14 protein-coding genes are annotated in these 20,078 nt (G+C 65.8%); 5 read left to right on the top strand and 9 right to left on the bottom strand.

The window, feature by feature from the left end; all coding sequences use genetic code 11:
- Window positions 1–4 precede the first annotated feature (4 nt).
- The 6 genes from HD842_RS12130 to HD842_RS12105 all read right to left on the bottom strand — a co-directional run bounded on the left by HD842_RS12130 (window position 5) and on the right by HD842_RS12105 (window position 9,407).
- Window positions 5–1,150 carry a glycosyltransferase family 4 protein gene (locus tag HD842_RS12130; protein WP_183554731.1) on the bottom strand — a complete coding sequence of 382 codons (1,146 nt, stop codon included), beginning with the start codon at window positions 1,148–1,150 and terminating at the stop codon, window positions 5–7.
- 155 nt (window positions 1,151–1,305) lie between these two features.
- Entirely contained in the window at window positions 1,306–3,618 is a 2,313-nt protein-coding gene (locus HD842_RS12125) for a hypothetical protein (RefSeq protein WP_183554729.1), read from the bottom strand.
- A 280-nt stretch (window positions 3,619–3,898) separates the two neighbouring features.
- Window positions 3,899–4,936 (bottom strand): GNAT family N-acetyltransferase, encoded by a 1,038-nt coding sequence (locus tag HD842_RS12120; protein WP_183554727.1) that lies wholly within the window; start codon window positions 4,934–4,936, stop codon window positions 3,899–3,901.
- Window positions 4,933–6,171, bottom strand: coding sequence for an aminotransferase class I/II-fold pyridoxal phosphate-dependent enzyme (locus tag HD842_RS12115; RefSeq protein WP_183554725.1), 1,239 nt, complete (start codon window positions 6,169–6,171; stop codon window positions 4,933–4,935). The genes HD842_RS12120 and HD842_RS12115 overlap by 4 nt, the downstream gene beginning before the upstream one ends.
- A gap of 16 nt (window positions 6,172–6,187) precedes the next feature.
- Window positions 6,188–7,117, bottom strand: a complete 930-nt coding sequence (locus HD842_RS12110; RefSeq protein ID WP_183554723.1) for a hypothetical protein — start codon at window positions 7,115–7,117, stop codon at window positions 6,188–6,190.
- A 115-nt stretch (window positions 7,118–7,232) separates the two neighbouring features.
- Complete coding sequence (locus HD842_RS12105) at window positions 7,233–9,407, bottom strand: hypothetical protein (RefSeq protein WP_183554721.1); 2,175 nt, start codon at window positions 9,405–9,407, stop codon at window positions 7,233–7,235.
- A gap of 192 nt (window positions 9,408–9,599) precedes the next feature.
- Here HD842_RS12105 and HD842_RS12100 point away from each other — a divergent pair, with 192 nt between their 5' ends.
- The 5 genes from HD842_RS12100 to HD842_RS12080 all read left to right on the top strand — a co-directional run bounded on the left by HD842_RS12100 (window position 9,600) and on the right by HD842_RS12080 (window position 16,358).
- A complete protein-coding gene (locus HD842_RS12100) occupies window positions 9,600–10,646 on the top strand; it encodes a glycosyltransferase family 2 protein (protein WP_183554719.1) in 1,047 nt (348 codons plus the stop codon).
- A complete protein-coding gene (locus tag HD842_RS12095; protein WP_183554717.1) occupies window positions 10,643–12,379 on the top strand; it encodes an arsenate reductase/protein-tyrosine-phosphatase family protein in 1,737 nt (578 codons plus the stop codon). Before HD842_RS12100 ends, HD842_RS12095 begins: the two co-directional genes overlap by 4 nt.
- Window positions 12,373–13,449, top strand: a complete 1,077-nt coding sequence (locus tag HD842_RS12090; protein ID WP_183554715.1) for a polysaccharide deacetylase family protein — start codon at window positions 12,373–12,375, stop codon at window positions 13,447–13,449. Before HD842_RS12095 ends, HD842_RS12090 begins: the two co-directional genes overlap by 7 nt.
- Window positions 13,450–13,510: 61 nt before the next feature.
- Window positions 13,511–15,094: an acyl-CoA ligase (AMP-forming), exosortase A system-associated gene (locus HD842_RS12085; RefSeq protein ID WP_183554713.1), complete on the top strand. Its 1,584-nt coding sequence runs from the start codon at window positions 13,511–13,513 to the stop codon at window positions 15,092–15,094.
- 31 nt (window positions 15,095–15,125) lie between these two features.
- Window positions 15,126–16,358 carry a pyridoxal-dependent decarboxylase, exosortase A system-associated gene (locus HD842_RS12080; protein ID WP_183554711.1) on the top strand — a complete coding sequence of 411 codons (1,233 nt, stop codon included), beginning with the start codon at window positions 15,126–15,128 and terminating at the stop codon, window positions 16,356–16,358.
- Between the two features lie 4 nt (window positions 16,359–16,362).
- On the opposite strand, the gene HD842_RS12075 is transcribed toward HD842_RS12080, so the two are convergent.
- Genes HD842_RS12075 through HD842_RS12065 form a run of 3 tightly spaced genes read right to left on the bottom strand, consistent with a single transcriptional unit; the run spans window position 16,363 to window position 20,040 of the window.
- Complete coding sequence (locus HD842_RS12075; RefSeq protein WP_183554709.1) at window positions 16,363–17,709, bottom strand: putative O-glycosylation ligase, exosortase A system-associated; 1,347 nt, start codon at window positions 17,707–17,709, stop codon at window positions 16,363–16,365.
- Window positions 17,702–18,859 (bottom strand): glycosyltransferase family 4 protein, encoded by a 1,158-nt coding sequence (locus tag HD842_RS12070; protein ID WP_183554707.1) that lies wholly within the window; start codon window positions 18,857–18,859, stop codon window positions 17,702–17,704. The genes HD842_RS12075 and HD842_RS12070 overlap by 8 nt, the downstream gene beginning before the upstream one ends.
- A complete protein-coding gene (locus tag HD842_RS12065) occupies window positions 18,856–20,040 on the bottom strand; it encodes a glycosyltransferase family 4 protein (RefSeq protein WP_183554705.1) in 1,185 nt (394 codons plus the stop codon). The genes HD842_RS12070 and HD842_RS12065 overlap by 4 nt, the downstream gene beginning before the upstream one ends.
- Between the last annotated feature and the right edge of the window lie 38 nt (window positions 20,041–20,078).

Genomic DNA, 20,078 nt, shown 5'->3' with positions numbered 1-20,078 from the left:
GCGATTAAAGAAATCGCACTATGTGCTGGGCAAATTCCTTGCTGTAACGCACGACATTATATTCTTTATCCACATGCGCACGTGCATTTGCCCCGTGTTTTTTCGTGAGCGCGGGATCGTCGACATAGCGCAGCACGGCCTGCCGGAAAGCGTCGAAATCGTGCAACGGGATCACCGCGCCGGTCTCGCCATCGAGGATGGTTTCGCCCGGGCCCATGGCCGCGCTGGCCACCACGGGCACGCCACAGGACATGGCTTCGACCACGGCCAGCCCGAAGCTTTCGCGCTCGGCGCCATGCACCATCAGGTCGGCCGCCTGGTACCACGGCAGAACATTGTCCTGGCGCCCGGCGAAGACGACGACATCCTGCAGTCCAAGCTCGGCCACCAATTTCTTCCAGCCATCCACCAGCGGGCCGTCGCCCACATACACGAAGCCCAGGGCGCGCCCGGGGCGGGCCTGGTGCACCTCATGGATCATCTGAATCAGTCGCTCGACCCGCTTCTCGGCGCGCGCCTGCGATACTGCAAGGATCCAGAAGCGTTCGGGCGCGAGGCCCAGCTGCGCGCGCGCGACCGCCTGATCGCCCGGCGTGAAGCGCGCTGTGTTGATACAGTTGGTCATCAGGACCACGCGGCGGGACGGCAACATCGCGTAATTGCGCAAAAATTGCAATTGTCCCTTCGAATTGGCCAGGTGCAGATCGTGCATCTGGCGCCCCAGCACGTGGCGTACGAAGTATTTCGCAACGCGCTTGGGCAGGCTGTCGCGGCGGCTGAGGTCAAAACTGTCGTTTTCGGTATTGAGCGTGCGTACGCCCAGGCGGCGCAACAGGTTCAGGCACACGGTCTCGGGCATCGCGCTCATGAACACGATGACCTTCACGCCATGGCGGCGAACGAAGTCTTCGATTCTGGCCCTGCCCTGGACCGAGTTGTCGTAGCAGTCGAGTTCGACCGCTGGCATGTGGCGCAGGGCATAACTCGGATGACCGCTCAGCTTCGGGAACGCCATGTATGGCCGGGCCTTCCCCGCCAGATGGGCACTGACCTCATCGCGCAGATAGGCGATATGGTTCCATACGTAGCCGGTATCGTCCGGATAGCGCATCGTGAAGATGACACCTGGGAGTTCTTGCTGAGCGCTCATCGACTGGGCCGAGATATTAATAGAATGCAATCATATCCTATTGTGGCATTGCACAGCCACCACTTGCATGTGCAACCGCCAACGCGCCGGCACCATGCACAACGGCCTTCCACCAGGTGGAAGGCCGTTGTTGCTACGTCAGCCGTTGCGGGATATCAGCGCGGAATGATATTCCACTGAGGACCGTTCTGGTACTTCGGCTTGGCATCGCGGGTGGTGAACAGGGACCATGCCTGCTGGGCATTCGGTACCCCGGCAGTCGCCGCGATCGCCAGTGCTGGCTGCAGGTTGGCCGGGTAGCCGATCGTCGAGTCGGCGTAGCCGTCCATGCGACGTGGGCCCCAGATGAACGTGGACGAGGCATTGAACCAGTCCGCCATCGCCTGGGAGGCGCATGGCTGGTCGATGAACAGCAGGCCCAGAGGATGGGTCTTGGTACCGCCTTCGTGCGAAATGCTGGTGCCGCTGAAGTTGGCACGGTAGACCTTCTCGAACGTGTCGTAGACCGGCGACTTGTCATCGTCGCGGATTTTCAGCGAGTAGGCAGACGCCTTGATCCAGCAATACCCTGCTGCGGTCATGCGGCCGACCGGATACTTGGCTTTCCACAGCATGATCGGCTGGGCTTTGTCGAAGCCGAGCTCGGCAAGATAGCCAAAGCTCCAGGTCAGGTAATCGTCCTGCCATGGCGGCGAGCCGCCGATCGGGGCTGCGTTCGGACCCGAACCGTCGTACATGCCGAGCTGGTTCGGATTGCCGACCACGTAGGCGTCGTAGTAGAACTGCAGGTTGTTGTCGAGCTGCTTGGTGAAGTAATCCTTCAGCGGGTGCTCATCGGGCGTGATGAACGCGGCGTGGCCAAGCGTGCGCAGCGCCCATGCCTGACCGCGCACCTGGTGCCAGCGCAGCAAGCCCTTGCCGCGGCCCGAGTTGCCCGGGTCGGTACCCAGCGGATTCCAGGCGGCCCAGAACTGCAGCTCCTCGAGGTAATAATAGTCACCCGTCAGCAGGTAGGGCAGGTAGGCCAGCGAAGGCTGGTGGGCGACATCGTCAGAATACGGTGATGCGGCAAAACGCGGCGCCGGCAGGGGGCCGACCTTGAGCAGGTTGCTGTGCGTGGTCACATTACTGTTGGCCTCGTTGTCGACGCGCAGCGGCTGACCGGTGTTTTCGTCGCGCAGGTGGATTGACCATGTACCCGAGCCGTCGGCGAGCGCCATCATGGCGGCGCGTGCACGCTTGTCCAGCGACAGCAGGTAGGACACCGACCACGTCGGCAGTGGGCCGATGTCGCCGCGCCCGCCGGTCGTGCCCATGTAGGCGACCAGCGGCCCGATCGTCATCGGACCGGTCGTGTTGGCATTGGTTTCCTTGGCGAACGTGGCCAGCATGGTTTCCGCAGGCTTGGTGCTCAGGTCGTAATTCGACACGGCCTTCGACGCGATCAGGTAGCTCACATTCGGGCGCACATGGATGGCCGGTGCGGCAGCGCCGTTCCACCAGGCCTTCTGGTGCCAGCGCGCACGGGCGTAATGGGTGAGGCCGGTCTTGGCATAGACTGAACGGCCGCCGACGTCGACGTCGACGTCATATTTCAGTACATAGGCGCCGGACTTGAAGGTCTTGGCGTTTTCGACGGCGACATCGACCCGCGCCTGCTTTTCCAGTCCTGGATACCAGCGCACGGCGAAACTGGCGGTCAGCTGCGGGTGCTCCGAACCGTCCGCTGCCTTCAACGGGGCCGAGACGATCCATTCGTTGGCGACGGTGCCGGACAGCCAGGTGATTGGCTTGGGGGCGACCAGGGCCTGGGCCAGCGAGGCGCTGTAGCGTACGCCGGCCACGGTGGCCACCACATTGCTCGACAGGCCGGTGGCAGCCAGGTCCTGCAGCGTGGCGCCGCCTTTCTCCTGCAGGGCCGTCTTGACCAGCTGGATTTTCTCGATCTGGCCTGCGGCCAGGGTCGGCAGCACGCCGGACACGATCACGTGGCGCACCGAGCTGTCGGGATGGCTGGCCTTGACGTCGATCTGCAGACGCAGCAGCGTGCCGTTGGACAGGCGCGCGGCCAGCCCTTCGTTCTTGGCGAGTTGGCCGACCGCGACCACCTGACCGAATGTAAACGGTACGTTGGTCTGGGCCGCGCCTTCGTTCTCGATCTCGAAGTCAGTCAGTACCGCACCGGCAGTAATGATGTTTGCGCCGATCACCTTGTCCGGGGATGGGGTGGGTGGGGTCTTCTGGAGCGGCAGCTTGGTAATGGTCTGGGCCGCCGAGATGCCGGCATCTACACCGACCTGTTCGGCCATCGTCGCGTCGGCGCCGCCGCCGCCACAGGCGCTCAGCAGGGCAAGGGTAATGAGGTTGGCGCCGACCAGCGCAACGCGCTGCGGACGGGCCAGGGCAATCACGGAAACGGCTTTGCCAGCGAGCACACGGCGCGCAGGGAATTCGGTGGTGGGGGTCATGTTGGTAGGCTCGCGAAAAGTTTTCCAGGGAGAACTCAACTTTACGCCTAGAAACTGTTTCCGTCGTGCAAAAGACGACGATTTTGCTGAATTTCTGTGCAAAAACAACGGAAATAGCAAATTGAAAACGCCGAAAAACAACTGAAGTCAAGAAATATTTACGCGAGTTGTAAGATTGCAGCAACTAAGATGCATTTAAATCAAAAATGTTGTTTTTTTGAATAAATATCGTCTGAGTTTGCCGATAATTTGCGTAAATAACCGGTAAAACCGGTAAAGATTAGGTGCCGCGGATGCGTGCGTGAAGCCGGCCAAGCCAGGACCAGCGGTAGGCATTCAGGTGGTACAGGACGCGGAAATCGTCGCTCCAGCGCCTGTGCCATTCCATGACCCGGCCGTAGAACTCGATGCGCGCTACCTGCCCTGCATCGAAGATGTCGCGCACGGCTTCCTCGCGCATCAGCAGCGCCGGCGAAAGCTGGCCTGCGCTGGCGGCAGGCAAGTCGAGGTGTTCATCGTAGGCAGTCTTGAGCACGACCAGGAAAGTGCTGCCCTCGATGCACAAGTCCATCGCTGCCAGTTGCTCGCCGATCCAGTAACGGTAGACGCGCGCGCCGCCGTTGGCCGCGAACGCTTCGAGCAGGGTGCGATAGAAGCGGCCCTGCGCATTGCCGCTGGCGACGGCGGTGCCGTCCGCGCCCTTCCAGCCGGTGCTCTCCAGGCGGCCATAATCCTCGACCGCTGTCGCCATCTCGGCCACGGTTGTGCTCAGTTGCAGGCGGGTGACGATGCCGTCGTCCGCCAGGCGCTTGCGCTGCTTGCGCAGGTTGCTGCGCAAGTTCTTGCCGCGTGCCTGCCAGTAATCGTCGAAACTGCCGGTGACATTGACATGGGCAGTCTCGATATAGTCCAGACCGCGTAGCGCAGGGCTGTCGTCCGGGCGCGGCATGAGCAGGGGATCGCACTGGCTCAGGCCCAGCATCAGCGCTGGGCCGGGCAGGGCGCGCAGCAGGGGAGCCAGACCGGCTGGCGGGCCAAGGTCGCCGCGCTGCAGCCAGAAGCCCAGTGGCGCCTGGGCTGGCTGGAAGGTGTGCCAGACGCCGGCCTGGCCGGGCGTGAGGATGGCGATGGTGTCGATCTGGCCGTTGTGCGTATGCCAGGCCAGCCGTTCCCTGCCGCTGCCGTATACCGCCAGGGCGGCGTTCACGAATTCGAGTGCCAGCAAGGGCGAGGCGGGTCCGGCGCGGTGCACCTGGCGCCAGCGCGCGGCCATTTCGGGCGCCGCCAGCTCGCGCGCCGCCACCACGGTCCAGCTCATAGCGGCGCTCCCGCCAGGTCGTCGAGCGCGGCGCGCACCGTCGCCGCCAGCCAGGCGCGCTCGGCGTCGTCCAGCTCCTGGTGGCACGGCAGGCCGAACAACTGGCGGCCAAGCGCCGCGCTGTTGGCGCAGGTGGCGGCATCCACCCCGGGCCACAGACTGGCACCGAAGCGCACCATCGGTACACCGGCCGCTTCCAGGCGCGCGAACAGCGCTTCGGGCTGCGCGGCCAGCAGCGGCACCACCCATGGGCAGGCGCCATCCGGCAGGGTGGCGAACAGGGGGCGCCAGCCGGGGGCGCCAGCCAGCGCACGTTGCAGCGCGAGGTAGTTACGCCGGCGGCGCGCAACGATGCGCGCACCGCCTGCCAGGCGCAATACCGCACGCGAGAACCACGACGAGCGCTTGTCGACCCAGCGCGGGTCGAACTCGAAGCTGCTGTCGGACGAGGCCGGCGCCAGCGCCGGGCCAGGCCGGGCAGCATCGGTGCCAATGCCGGTGCCGGTGCCGGTGGCGGCACTGGCACGGCGCCGCTTGATATGCGTCCACACGGCGCTCTTGAGCTTGAGCGGCAGCGCCAGCGCGGCCCGCAGGGGCGCCAGGCGGCCGTGGGCAAACGCCAGTTCGAGCGCGGTCAGCGCAGCCTTGGCTTCAAAACCGGCGCCGCCCCCGTGCAACTTCCCGGATAGCCGATGCCGGCGCGACACCAGGCAGCCACCTTCGAAGATCGGGAAGAATTTCATGCTGCTGCCAATCGCGTAGTCACCGGCCGCGCCCACTGCAACCCCGTTTCGCTCGCCAAAGAAACAGTGGGCACAATCTTCGACCAGGCCAATCCCATGGGCGTCGCACAGGGCGCGCAGGGCCGACAGGTCCTGGGGAAAGCCGAAGAAGTGGGTGGCCATGACGGCTTTCACGCGCGGGCCGAGCAAACGTGCGATATCGTCCAGGTCGGGCGTGGTGTCCGGATGGATGCGGTAGAAGACGACCGTGGCGCCGCGCCAGTGTACCGGCGGGATCATCGAGGGACTGTGGTAGGCCGGCACCAGTACCATGTCGCCGGGGCCGACGCCCAGTTCACGCAGCGCCATGCCGATCGCAATGCGTCCGCTGGTGACCAGCTGGACCGCACCGGCATCGAGCAGCGAGGGCAGGGCAGGTTTGCCGCGACCGCCGAAGGTGGCCAGGGACAGCACCGGCACAGAGGGAATGAGGCGCCGCATTGGTTCACGCATCGCGCGCCGTCCCGGCTCAGGCAGCCTGCTGGGCGGCGTTGATCAGGCCGAGCGCCTGGCGCGTGGTCGTTTCGTACTTGCCGTTAATGAAACGCATCGATCCGATGAAATGGAAGAACGCAGTGTCCGGCGTGGCCCGGTCGGGTGTTCCGTATTTGGGGAACGGCAGCACCCGGGTGCCGGCGGCATTTGCCACCAGGTAGTTCGACGTGACCTGCTCCGTGCCCCAGCGCGCCCAGTCGTCCCCCAGCTTGGCCATCATGCGGCGCGAGAAATCGGCCATGGTCTCCTGCATCGTGGAAGAGCGCGGAAAACCGGTAAAGCCCGAGCAGCCGCGGACATAGCGCGCGTCCGACGGCAGCCCGACATTGACCATCTCGGTTTCGGCAATACCCTGGATGTGGGCACCCGGGCGCATCCACGGCAGCGCATTCTCGCGCACGGCCGGCAACTGGCGGATCGGGGTGTCCGTCGCCTCGCCGATCACGAAGCCGTGACCGGCCTGGATCGCGGCCACCACCTCGGGAATCGCCTGCACGGTCAGCGTGTCGGCATCGAGCTGCACCACATAGTGATCGCGTGTCAGGCCGGCGATCGCATACAGCCGCTCCCAGGTGCCGCCGCGCGGCATGTCGGGATGGGTGAACTCGTCAGCATGGCGCAGTTCGATATGTGGCACATGGCGCTGCAGCAGCGCGCGGTCCTCGCCGGTGATCGACGGATCGCACACCACCACGATGCGCTCGGGATTGGCGAAATGGATGAACGATTTAAGCGCGACCAGGTACGGCACGACATCGCGCGTCTGCACCATCGAGAGAAGCAGGAAGGGCAGTACCCCGCGCGTAGCCGGCCTGGTCGCCAGCACCTGGCGCGCCACCTTCTGGTAACGCGCGCGGAAGTGGTCGCGCTTGAGACGCTGGATCACCCTGGTGAAGAACGACATCCTTGCTGGCTCCTGTGTTGTATGAGTGAAGTGGAATGAGTTATTGCTTAATCGCACAACATTATAGTACGCATTTCCGCATACACATTTCCATTTCAACAATCAAACAGACAATCTAGCGCGCCCGATTGCGTGTTTTGCCTGTCGCTACCGGCGCTGTGCGCGGCACGATCGCCCATTGCGGGGCGGCGGCATAGTTCGGCTGATTGGCGCGCGCCGTGAACACCGACCAGGCGCGCTCGGCGTTGGGGATGTTGTAGGTCGCGGCCATGGCCAGCGTCGGCTGCATATTCGCCGGGAATCCCATCGGCGAGCTGGAGTAGCCGACCATGCGGCCCCGCTCCCAGCGTTGCCCGGTGGCGGCCGACAGCCAGTCGGCCTGGGCCTGGCTGCCACACGCCTGGTCGATATAGCGCAATCCCTGCGGATGCTGGACCGGCTTGTCGTCGATGGTGAGCTTGTCACGGTCGAAATTTTCGCGGTAGAGCTGGGCGAAGGTGTCGTAGGCGGGCAAGCCTTTGTCTTCACGGAATTTCAGGCTGTAGGCCGAGCCCTGGATCCAGCAATAACCGGGCGCAGTCATGCGCCCGACCGCGTACCTGGCCTTCCATTGCAGGATCGGCAGCGCCTTGGCAAAGCCGAGTTCGGCCAGGTGGCCGAAGCTCCAGGTCAGGAAGTCGTCCTGCCAGGGCGGCGAGCCGTTGACCGATGCCGCGCGCGGGCCGGAGCCGTCGTACAGGCCAAGCTTGTTCGGGTTGCCGACCACGTAGGCCGCATGATAGAAGGCCAGGTTATTGTCGACCTGCTTGGTGAAATAGGCCTTGAGCGGGTGGGCGTCGGGCGTGATGTAGGCGGCGTGGCCGAGCGTACGCAGCGACCATGCCTGGCCGCGCACCTGCATCCAGCGTACCAGCCCCTGGCCGTCGCCCGAGTTGCCCGGATCGGTGGCCAGCGGATTGGAGGCAGCCCAGAACTGCAGTTCTTCGAGATAGTAATAGTCGCCGGTGAGCAGATAGGGCAGGTAGGCCAGCGAGGGCTGGTGCGAAGTATCGTCCCCGTACGGCGACTTGCACGAGCTGCCCGGTGCGCTATCGCAGCGCGGTACCGGCAGCGGCCCCCGGTGCGCCAGGTTGTTGTGGGTCGAAATGCCCTTGTTGGCAGCGTTGTCCGTGCGCACCGGGTAGCCAGTGTTGTCGTCGCGATAGTGGATCGACCAGCTGCCCGATCCGTCTGCCGCCGCCATCATGGCGGCGCGCGCGCGCGCATCCATCGACAGCAGATAAAGGACGGAAAAGCCCGGCAAGGGCCCGATATCGTGGCGCCCGCCTGCAGTCGGCATGTAAGCGGTAAGCGGACCGATCTTCATTGGCCCGACAGTGTCGGCGTTGAGGCCCTTGCCCAGCGCGCCGAGTGCCTGCTCGTCGGGCTTGAGCGTGCGGTCATAGTTCGGTACGGCGCCGGTGGCAATCAGGTAATCGGTGTCCGGTTGCAGGTGCAGGGCGGGGGCGCGTTCGGCATCCCACCAGGTGCTGTGGCGCCAGCGCGCATGGTGGTAATGGGTCAGCCCGACCAGCGCATATGCGGGGCGACCCGCGATCTCGACCTCGACGTCGTACACCAGGTTGCGCGCACCGGCCGCAAAGGTTTTGGCGTTCTCGACCACGACGTCGATGCGCGCCTGCTTTTTCAGCGTGCGATACCAGCGTACGTCGAAGCGCACGGTCAGCAGGGGATGGACCCGGCCGCTGGCGTTCTTGAGCGGCGCGTCGAGCAGCCATTCGCTGGCGATCGGACCAGCCAGCCAGGGGCGCGGCTTGTTTGTGGCCAGTGCTTCGGCCAGCGATGCCGTATAGCGCGCGCCGTCGACCACGATCGTCACCTTGCCATCGAGGCCAGTCGCAGCCAGTTCGCGCGGGCCGGCCGGCCGTGCCGCCGGGGCTTGCGCGGCGGCGGCGACCAGTTGCAAGCCGGCGGGCTGGCGCGATGCGAGTTCTGGCAGCACGCCCGACACGATCGCATGGCGCACCGAGCCGTCGCCATGGGTGGCCTTGACGTCGACTTGCAGTGGCACCACGGTGCCACTGGCCAGGCGGCCGCCCAGGCCCTGGCCGGGCTGCAGGTGGCCGGCTTCGAACACCTGGCCGAAGGTAAACGGCACGTCAGAGCGGGCCTCGCCCGTGTTCTGGATGCGTATCGAGGTGATGCCAGCCTCGGGCGCAGCGATGGCTGGCGCGCCAGTGCACAGCGCTGCCGCCAGCAGTGTGGCGCTAAAGAAATACGATATTTTCATCCTGAAATCATAGACGATTGCGGGGAATGCGCGGGTTATCTCAGTATTTTCACATGCTCCATGCTGCTCGACGGACGCGTGTCACCCTATAAAATACCATTGTGCGCGCCGTATAAGCGTGCAACACCTTGTGTTAGGATTGCAATATTTTGTTACGGCAGCTTGCCGCCCGTTTACGCCCGAAGGCAAAGAGTGTCCCCCCAATCACTAATCCGCACCACCGGCGAGCCGGCGCCGTCAGGCACTGATCCGCAGGTGCCATGCCGCATCTCGGTCATTGTCCCGACGCGCAACCGCCATGTCCTGCTCGAGCGAACCCTGGCGGGCATTCTTGCACAGGCCTTCGACGCGTTCGAAGTGATCGTGATCGACGATGCTTCCGACGCCACCACCCGCGCCGCCTACGCCGCTATCTGGCAAGGGCTGGATGCCCGTTTCCGTCTGGTCCAGCTGGGCGCCACCGGCGGCAGCGGCAGCGGCCCGTCGCAGGCGCGCAATGCCGGCATCGAGCTTGCGCGCGGCGACATTCTCACCTTCTGCGACGATGACGATTTCTGGACCTGCGCCAGCCATCTGTCGGCCATGGCGGAGGTCTTCGACGCCGGGCTGGCGGTCGACCTGTACATCGCCGACCAGGTCGCGGTGACCCATGACGGCACACGCGAGCGCGCACACTGGTTGCCGGCGCTGGCTGCGCTGGTGGGGCGGCGCAGCCGCGACCACGCACGCGGCTACCTGCTGCCGATCGACGACCTGGTGCGTGCCGGCGGCTTTGCCCAGCTCAATATCCTGGCGGTCTCCAAAGCCACCACGGCCGCGATCGGCGGCTTCTGGACCCGTACGTCATACGAGGAAGACCGGGACTTCTTCTGGCGCGCTGCCGATGCTGCGCGCGCCCTGTTTTTCAATCCCGATATCGTGGCCCAGCACAATGTTCCCGATGCTTCACGCCAGAACAACCTGTCGCGCAGCTTTTCCCAGGCCGAGCGCTGGCTGCTGTCGGTGCTGGTGTCCCAGCATATCGCGATGACAGTGCGTAGCAGCGCCATTCGCACCATGTGCCAGGCCTATGAAGGCGACATCCTGCGCCGCCTGTCGCAATACTGGTCGGGGCAGGGCAGGCACGCGCTCGGCCTGCAGTACGCGCGCCGCGCGCTGGCTGCACGGGTCTCGTTCAAGTGGGCCATGTATACAGCGGGACTGGCAACGCGCCAGGTGTTGCGCGGGAGGCAGGCATGAGCCAGGTTACGACGCGTGAAAAGGTGCTCGTCATCGGCGATGACACCCGCAGCTTCCTGGCCACGGTGCGCTCGCTCGGACGCCAGGGCATCGAGGTGCACGTGGCGCCGTTCGATTTCCGCGCGCCGGCCCTGGCCTCGCGCTACATCCACGCTACCCATTTCCTGCCCTACTACCTCGATGGTGGCCAGGCCTGGCGCGACGCCATGGAAGCGCTGCTGCGCGAGCACCAGTTCGCGCTCGTGATCCCATGCGACGAGCGTGGCCTGCTGCCGCTGTGCCTGCACCGCGACATGCTGTCGACCCTGACCGCGCTGGCGATTCCGTCGCCCGAGGCGCTCGACATCTACTTCGACAAGGTGCGCACGCGCGCGCTGGCGCAAGCGTGCGACGTGCCGGTGGCCGGTGGCCGCCTGCTGGCGCCTGGTGACAGCGTCGACTCGATCGTGGCCGACGTCGGCCTGCCGGTGGTGGTCAAGGAGCCGATGTCGTATGCCTTGCCCGAGTTGTACGTGCGCACCAGCACCCGTATCGTGGCCGATCGCGCGGCGCTGGCAGCCTGGCTGGCGCGCCACGACCACGCATCCGGCCCGATCCTGCTCGAGCAGATGTTCCCCGGCTACGGCGCCGGGGTGTCGGTGCTGTGCCACGAGGGCGAGGTGCTGCAGGCCTTCGAGCACCACCGTGCGCATGAACTCAACGGGAGCGGTTATTACCGCAAGAGCGCACCGCTCGACCCGGGCCGGGTCGCCGCGGTCGAGCGCATGGTGCGTGCCAGCCGCTACACCGGCCTGGCCATGTTCGAATTCAAGATCGACCCCGCGAGCGGCGGCTGGATCCTGATCGAGGTCAACGCACGTCCCTGGGGCTCGCTGCCACTGCCGGTCTCGATTGGCGTCGATTTTCCGTATCGCCTGTTCCAGCTGCTGGCGCGCGGCCAGAAGACCGCGCCGGTCGACTATCCGGCCGGGCGTTATTGCCGCAATCTGGTGCCGGACATGTGGCAGGCCCGCTCGGCCGCCGCGGGGCTGGCGCGCCAGCCGGCGCGCCTGGCTGCCCACTGCGTCGGCTGGGCCTGGAACTTCCACCGGGTGCTGCTGGGGCGTGAGCGCAACGACACCCTGGTGCTGGACGATCCGCGGCCCGGCCTGCAAGAGCTGCGCGAATTGTTCACCGCTCGCTTTGGTGCAGCGCGCGAGCATGCCGGCAACGGCCTGCAGCAGCGCCTGGCCGAACTGGTGGCAAAGGCCAACGGACGCAGGATCGAGGTGCTGTTCGTCTGCCAGGGCAATATCAACCGCAGCAGCTACGCCGAACTCAAGTCCAGTCAGCTGTTCAGCCCCAACCTGCACTTTTCCTCGGCCGGTATGCTGCCCCGCAACCAGCGCGGTTCGCCAGCCGTCGCGATCGGCGCCGCTGCGCGCCACGGCGTGAACATGGCAGGCCACCGCTCGCGCCACGCCAGCGCTGAGCTGCTGGAGAACGCCGACCTCGTGATCGCCTTTGACCGCATCAACCTCGACGCCATCGCAGCGCGCTATCCAACGCTGCGCCAGCGCATCTACCTGCTGGGCGAGGCGGCGCCGACGCAGGGCGCAGACGCCCAGATTCGCGACCCCGAGGGCCGCGACGAAACCACTTTCTTGTCGACCTACCAGCGGATCGACGCCTGCCTGGCCGTGCTGGCCCAGGCCGCGCCGGCGCCGCTGTTGCAAAAGTCCTCCCCATGCTAGGCACCACCAACCATGTACCGGCGCGTCTCGCAGCCGGCGAACCGCCGGTCCTGCTGATCGTCATCGACACCGAGGAAGAGTTCGCCTGGGACGGTCCATTCGACCGCGCCAGCGTCGGCACCACCTCGATCGCCGGCCAGCCACTGATGCACGAGCGCGTGTTCGACCGCCTCGGCATCGTGCCCACCTATGTGATCGATTATCCGGTGGCGACCACCCCGGCGTCGGTGGCGGTGCTGCGTAGGCTGATGGAAGCGGGCCGCTGCGAGATCGGCACCCACCTGCATCCCTGGGTCTCGCCGCCTCATGATGAAGAGGTGACGCGCTTTAATTCCTACGCCGGTAATCTGCCGCGCCAGCTCGAATACGACAAGCTGCGCGTCCTCACCGCGGCCATCACCGAGTCGTTCGGACGGGCGCCGGTCGCGTTCAAGGCCGGCCGCTACGGCATGGGCCCGCACACCGCGGAGTCGATCGCCTCGCTCGGCTACCGGATTGACGCCAGTGTGGTTCCCTACAGCGCCTTCCTGGATGATGGCGGCCCGGACTTCCGTGCCTTCAATGAACATCCCTACCGTTTCGACACTGGCGCCACGACGCTGCTGGAACTGCCCGTCACCACCGGCTATGCTGGCTGGCTGCGCCAGCGCGGCACGGCGCTGTACGAGCTGGCCCAGCAACCGTGGGCGCGCACGATGCGTCTCGGTGGACTACTGGCGCGCAGCGGGGCGCTCGAACGTATCCGCCTGAGCCCCGAAGTCGCCAGCGGCGACGAAATGCGGCGCCTGACGTCGAGCCTGCATCGCGACGGCTGCCAAGTGTTCTCGCTGACGTACCACAGCCCCTCGATGGTAGCGGGCCACACGCCCTATGTGCGTACCGAAGAAGACCTGGAGCGCTTCATCGCCACGGTCCATGACTATTGCACCTGGTTCCGGGACACCCTGGGTGGCCAGTTCATGAGCATGTCCCAGCTCGCCGCGCGGCTGCAGGTGCCGGCGCAGCAGCCGGATGTGCGCGAAGGTGGCGCGCCCGCCAAGGCGTCGCTTGTCGATCCGAAGCTGACCTGAACTGGTAAGATGGCAGTTGCGCCGCGCCATCTCCAGGCCGTGCGGGCACAATGACATCGCGATGAACTACCTGATCCACGACAGCATTTTCAATAGCGCCGCGCGCACGCCCAACGCCGAGGCGCTGGTCTATGGCGAGGTGGGCTGCACCTATGCCGCGCTGGCGCTCCAGGTGCGCGCTGCTGCTGCCCTGTTCCTGGCCCACGGCCTGGGGCCGGGCGAGCGGGTGGCGGTGTACATGGAAAAGCGCATCGAGAACGTGGTCGCCATGTTCGGCGCGGCCGCCGCCGGCTGTGTGTTCGTGCCGGTCAATCCACTGCTCAAGCCGAATCAAGTGGCCTATATCCTGGCCGACTGCAATGTGCGGCTGCTCGTGACGACGCCGGAACGCCAGGCGCTGCTGGCGCCCGTGCTAGCCTCTTGCCCCGACCTGCGTACGCTGCTGCTGACCGGGGCGACGTCATCCGTGCCGTCAGCCGGGCAGCCCCCGGCGCTCCCGGCGACCGTGGGCTGGCCACAGCTCGAAGCACTGGCGGGCACGCCAGTGCAGGGCCACCGCCGCATCGATACTGACATGGCGGCCATCCTGTATACGTCCGGCAGCACCGGCGAGCCCAAGGGCGTGGTGCTGTCGCACCGGAACATGGTGGCCGGCGCCGCCAGCGTGGCCGGCTACCTCGGCCTGGAGGCTTCGGACCGCCTGCTGGCCGTGCTGCCCATGAGTTTCGACTATGGCCTGTCCCAGCTCACCACCGCCTTCCTGCGCGGCGCAGCGGTGGTGCTGATGAACTACCTGTTCCCCAAGGATATCGCCGCCGCCGTGCGCGCCGAACGCATCACCGGCCTGGCGGCTGTCCCGCCGCTCTGGATCACACTGGCGCGCCTGGAGTGGCCAGCCGACTGCACCCTGCGTTTCATCACCAATTCCGGTGGCGCCATGCCGGTCGTGACCGTCGAGGCGCTCCGGCAGGCGCTGCCGCGCGCCGAGATATTCCTGATGTATGGCCTGACCGAGGCCTTCCGCTCGACCTACCTGCCGCCCGCCGAACTTGCGCGCCGTCCCGATTCGATCGGCCGCGCCATCCCCAACGCCGAGGTGCTGGTGGTGCGTCCCGACGGCACCCTGTGCGAGGCCGACGAGCCGGGTGAGCTGGTGCACCGCGGCGCACTGGTGTCGCTCGGCTACTGGAACGATCCTGCACGCACTGCCCAGCGCTTTCGTCCGGCGCCCGGCAGGGAGAGCGGCCTGCCGCTGCCCGAGCTGGCCGTGTGGTCGGGCGACACGGTACGGCGTGATGCTGACGGCTACCTGTATTTCATTGGCCGCAATGACGAGCTGATCAAGGTGTCCGGCTACCGCATCAGTCCGAGCGAAGTCGAGAGCGCGCTGTATGCGAGCGGCCTGGTGAGCGAGGTCGCGGTATTCGGCATCGACGACATGCAGCAAGGCCAGGCAATCGTGGCGGTGGCGGTGCCTGCTACGGTGCAGGTCGACCGCGCCGGCCTGCTGGCCGAGTGCCGGCGCCAGCTGCCGGCATACATGGTGCCGGCCCATATCGTCCTGCGCGAGCAGGCATTGCCGCGTAACCCCAACGGCAAGATCGACCGCAATCTGCTGCGCCACACCTTCCAGTCCGGCGCCTGACGCCGGCATCCAACATCCCCCGCGACTTTCCATGACCAGCACGAAGCCCCAGCACGCTCCCCAGATCCATTTCCCGGTGGTCGACGACGTCCTCCAGGTGGGCGGCATTCCCCTGCCCAGGTTGGCCGAGCGCGTCGGCCGTACGCCGTTTTATGCCGTCGACCGGCGCGTTTGCAGTGCCCAGGTCGCCACACTGCGGGCGGTGCTGCCGCCCGCAGTCGCGCTGCATTACTCGATCAAGGCCAATCCGATGCCGGCGCTGGTGCAGCACATGGCGGGCCTGGTCGACGGGCTGGACGTGGCCTCGGGTGGGGAACTCAGGACCGCGCTCGATACCGGCATCGACCCGGCCCGGATCAGCTTTGCCGGCCCGGCCAAGGTCGAGGGTGAATTGCGCCAGGCGATCGCCGCCGGCGTGTGCCTGAACATCGAGTCGGGCAACGAGCTGGCCAATGCCGCCCGGATCGGCGACCTGCTGGGCATCACGCCGCGCGTGGCGCTGCGCATCAATCCCGAATTCGAGCTGAAATCCTCGGGCATGCGCATGGGGGGCGGCGCCAAGCCGTTCGGCATCGATGCCGAGCAGGCCCCGCAGGTGCTGCAGCAGGCCGCGGCGCTGGGCCTGGATTTCCAGGGCTTCCACATTTATTGCGGTTCCCAGAGCCTGCGCCTCGACGCCATCATCGAAGCGCAGTCGCGCAGCATCGAACTGGCCCTGCGTCTGGCTGGCGACAGCCCGCTCACGGTGCGCCAGCTCAATATCGGCGGCGGCCTGGGGATTCCGTATTTTCCGGGCGAGGCGCGGATCGACCCGACGCCGCTGGGTGAACACCTGGCCGGCTGGCTGCCGCGCCTGGCGCAAGCGTTGCCAGAGGCGCGCCTGGCGCTTGAGCTTGGCCGCTACCTGGTGGGCGAGGCCGGGGTGTACGTTGCGCGCGTGATCGACCGCAAGGTCTCGCGCGGCGAGGTGTTTCTGGTCCTGGATGGCGGCATGCACCACCACCTGGCGGCCTCCGGCAACCTGGGCCAGGTCATCCGCAAGAATTATCCGGTGGCGATCGGTAACCGCATGGCGCCGGATGGCAGCCTGGCTTCGGCCACCGGTCCGCTGTGCACCCCGCTCGATATCCTGGCCGACCGCATGGAACTGGGCCATGCCCGGATTGGCGACCTGGTCGTCGTGTTCCAGTCGGGTGCCTACGGCGCCAGCGCCAGCCCGGCCATGTTCCTGGGCCATCCGCCGGCGCTGGAAGTGCTGGTGTGACCGCCTAGCGCGGAAACGCCGAGCGCGCCTTGCGCTGCGCCGTGGCCGCGGCCTTGGCGCGGGCGCGTTCGCGGTACCGCTCGACCAGACCGATCCGCATCGGCGGCGTATTGTCGGGCTGCGGATAGCGGATCAGCACCTTGTCGAGTACGACCAGGATCGTGATCACGTAGTAGATCAGATCGTAGTACGCCAGCGTCAGGAAGGCGCCAGCCGTCATGTAGCCGATCATGCTGACCTGGCACATGCGTGCCAGCATCGAGGCCCATTCCAGTTCCTCCTTGCCGCGGCAGAACCGTACGATTTTCGATCCGAGGCGCCAGCTGACTGCGAACAGGGTGAGGAACAACGCCAGTCCGAAGTAGCCGAGTTCGCCGAGTACCTGGAAATAGATGCTGTGGGCGTCGTAGTAGCGTTCCGGATTCGGCGCGTACAGCATGAACATATGGGGCGAAAACACGTTTGGCCCCCCGCCTTGCGGAAAGGCGTTTGCCACGTTGAGGGCGAACATCCAGGAATTGATGCGCCCGGTGGCCGATTCGTCTTCCTCGTAGGTTTCGATCGTCTGCATGCGGCCGGTCCATTCCGGCGGCATGCTCAGCAGGACAATCGGCACCAGCACCGCGATGGCCAGGCCGGTCTTGAACTTCTGACTCGACTTGAGCCACAGGAAGAAGCCCATGGCGCAGGCGCCCAGCAGTGCGCCGCGCGAATAGGAGCCGATCGCCGCCAGCGCGGTCAGCCCCGCGATCCCCATCACGCCCCGCTTGAGCCACTTGGAATCGACCTGGGTGATCAGGTAAGCGATCAACGGCGTGATGGTCACCAGTGCAAGCGCCAGCGTGTTGTTGTCGCCGATGAAGCTGCTGGATGGGCCCTTGAGGCCTTGGCCACCGCCGCTGAGGAGCACGAAGATGCCGCTCTTGACGCCCCAGAAGCCGAGCGACAGCGCCACCGTCAGCGCCAGCAGCTTGACGTCACTGACGGTACGCACGGTCAGCATGGTCACGAAGATCATCAGCACGATCTTGCTGAACCGGTCCCAGTCGAACCACGCCGCGGTCGGGTCCTGCGCCAGCACGGCACCGATCGTGTACCAGGCAAAGAACAGCATCAGCACGATGACCGGCGGCGACATCGGGAGCTTCTTCTTCTCGCGCGATATCAACAGTGCCAGCAGCGTCGCGATGCACAGGTACATCGCGAACGGGAAGAAGGTCGCGGCGCCGTAGGTCAGCCGGTGCGGGTTCATCAGGCTGACCAGGGCATAGGCCAGGGTGCCGACCACAGGCCGCTTGAAGATGAAGGGGATGATCGCCAGGAAAGCGGCAAACAGGATTAGATCACGCACGTTTCTGCATTCTCTCGAAAAGGGCGACAACGCGGCGCGCATTGGCGCGCCAGGTCAGCTGCTGCTCGTCGATGGCGTCGCGCGCGCCTTGCGCCACACGGGCGCGCAGCAGCGGGTCGTCGCACAGGCGCTTGACCGCGCCGGCCAGGCCACCTGGCGCATCCGGGTCGAACAGCACGGCATTGTGGTCGGCGCGCAGGATCTCGCGGATATTCGGCTGGTCCGGGCCGACGATCGCCTTGCCCAGTGCCAGGTATTCGAACAGCTTCAATGGTGAAGCATACTTCACCACGGCCGGTTGCAGTGCAATGTCGAACGCGGCCACGTAACGCGCCACGTCGTCGCGCCCGATGATGCCGGTGAACTGCACGCGGTGTTCGATGCCCAGGTCGCGCGCCTGCTGCTCGAGCGTGGTGCGCACGGGGCCGTCGCCGACGACCAGCAGGTGACGCCGTGCATCCGGCGGGTCCTGCGCGATCAGCTCGATCACCTTGTCCAGGCCATGCCAGTCGCGGACAAAACCGGTAAAGCCCAGCACCAGCACATCCTGCAGGCCCAGCGCGCGCTTGGCCTGTTCCACGTCTGGCGCGCCGGCAAAGCGTTCGGGGTCGATGCCGTTCGGGATCACGTCGATGCGTTCCGGCGGCACGCCGTAGGCCTGCACGATATCGCCCAGCACGTGCGTGACCGGCAGCACCATGTCGGCGTTGCGCCAGGCATAGGCCTGCGACCAGCGGCCCAGCTTCGTCAGCGCCAGGCCGTCGTAGCGGGTGCGCTCTTCCAGGATTGGGGCATTTACTTCGAGCAGCATCGGCAGCTTGTACTTGCGCGCCAGCCAGATGCCCGCTGGCAGGAACAGGTTGTAGCGTTCATACAGCACGTCCGGGCGGTGCTCCTTGACGGCCTTGGCCAGGCGCCGGTACGCGACCAGCGAATACGACAGCTCCATCAATTCATAGAAGGTCTTGGGCAGGTGGCGCTTGAGCCAGGCAACCGGGCCGGCGTCCGAACCGAACGATTCGGTTTCGGCGCTGGGAGGGGCCACGATCACGACCTCATGGCCCTCGGCGCGCAGTGCGCGGATCATTTCTTCGATGTGGACGTACTGGCCGTCCTTGGAACGGGTACGGTGGTGATAAAGGATTTTCACGCGGCTTTTCTCGCCAAGATGGAGTGGAACAGGTCGATCTGGCCCTGGGTGGTCGGTTGCCAGCCAAAGTCTTCGGCGTAGCGGCGGGTGGCGCTGTGCGCCGGGTAGTTGGCGCGCAACTGGCCCAGCGCCGCGACCAGGCCTTCGGGGGTGCGCTGCGGCATCAGAACGCCGGCAGCCGGCGCCGCCACCACTTCGGGCGTGCCCCACACATTGCTGGCCACCACCGGGGTGCCGCACGCCATGCTTTCGAGCAGCACATTGGCCCAGCCTTCGCGGCTCGACGCCAGCACCAGGGTGTCGGCAGCGTTGTAATACGTTTTCAGTTCGGTCTGCGGCACGCTGCCCAGCAGCTTGACACGGTCCTGCACGTTCAATTCACGCGCCAGGCGCTCCAGATTGTTCTTTTCAGGGCCGATGCCGGCGATCAGCAGGTCGACGTCGGGCAACTGGGGCAGGGCGCGGATGATCAGGTCGTGCGCCTTGCGCGGATCGAGCAGGCCGACCGACAACAGCGTGAAGCGTCCCGGCGCCAGCCCGACGGCGGCGCGCGCGGCGGCGCGGTCGATGGGCGCAAAGCGCTCCAGATCGACGCCGTTGCGCAGCGGGGTGATGTTGTCGGGCGCCACGCCCAGGCCGACCATCTCGTCCTTGAGCGCCTTGCACACGGTGATGATGCCGTCGGCGTCGCGCGCCGCATCCAGGATCAGCTGGCGCGGCCGCGCGAACTGGGGAATCAGGTTGATGTCGGTGCCGCGCGCGGTGATCACCACCGGTTTCTTGAAGTACTTGCCGAGCATGACCGCTGCCACGCCGTCCGGATAGAAATAGTGGGCGTCGATGGCGTCGAAATCGTAACCGCTGTCGAGGATGCGGCCGATTTCCCGTTTTGCCGCATGTGCCAGTGTATAGGGCGTGACGTTCATGCCCACGCGCGGCAGTACCAGGTAGCGTGGGTGCGTGACGTCGATGCCGTTGCGTGTTTCGCGCCGCGGTACCTTGGCAAGAGTGCCATAATGGCCGAAACGTTCTCCCTTGAGCGGGAACCATGGCACTGGCGCGACGACGCGTGACTCGACCTGCCCGCTGGCAATCAGGTAGCGCAATCGGGTTTCCACAAAGATACCGTGGTTCGGTTGCTGCGAATTGGGATACAGGGTGCTAAAAGTGAGTAACTTCATTGTGTCGTGCCGGGTGCTGATCGGTGCACCGCCGGATG

Origin of the sequence: Massilia aurea, from assembly GCF_014200505.1 — a bacterium.
Lineage (GTDB): Bacteria > Pseudomonadota > Gammaproteobacteria > Burkholderiales > Burkholderiaceae_D > Telluria > Telluria aurea_B.
The sequence above is the reverse complement of the archived record's forward strand: the minus strand, read 5'-3'. Positions and strand labels throughout refer to the sequence as shown.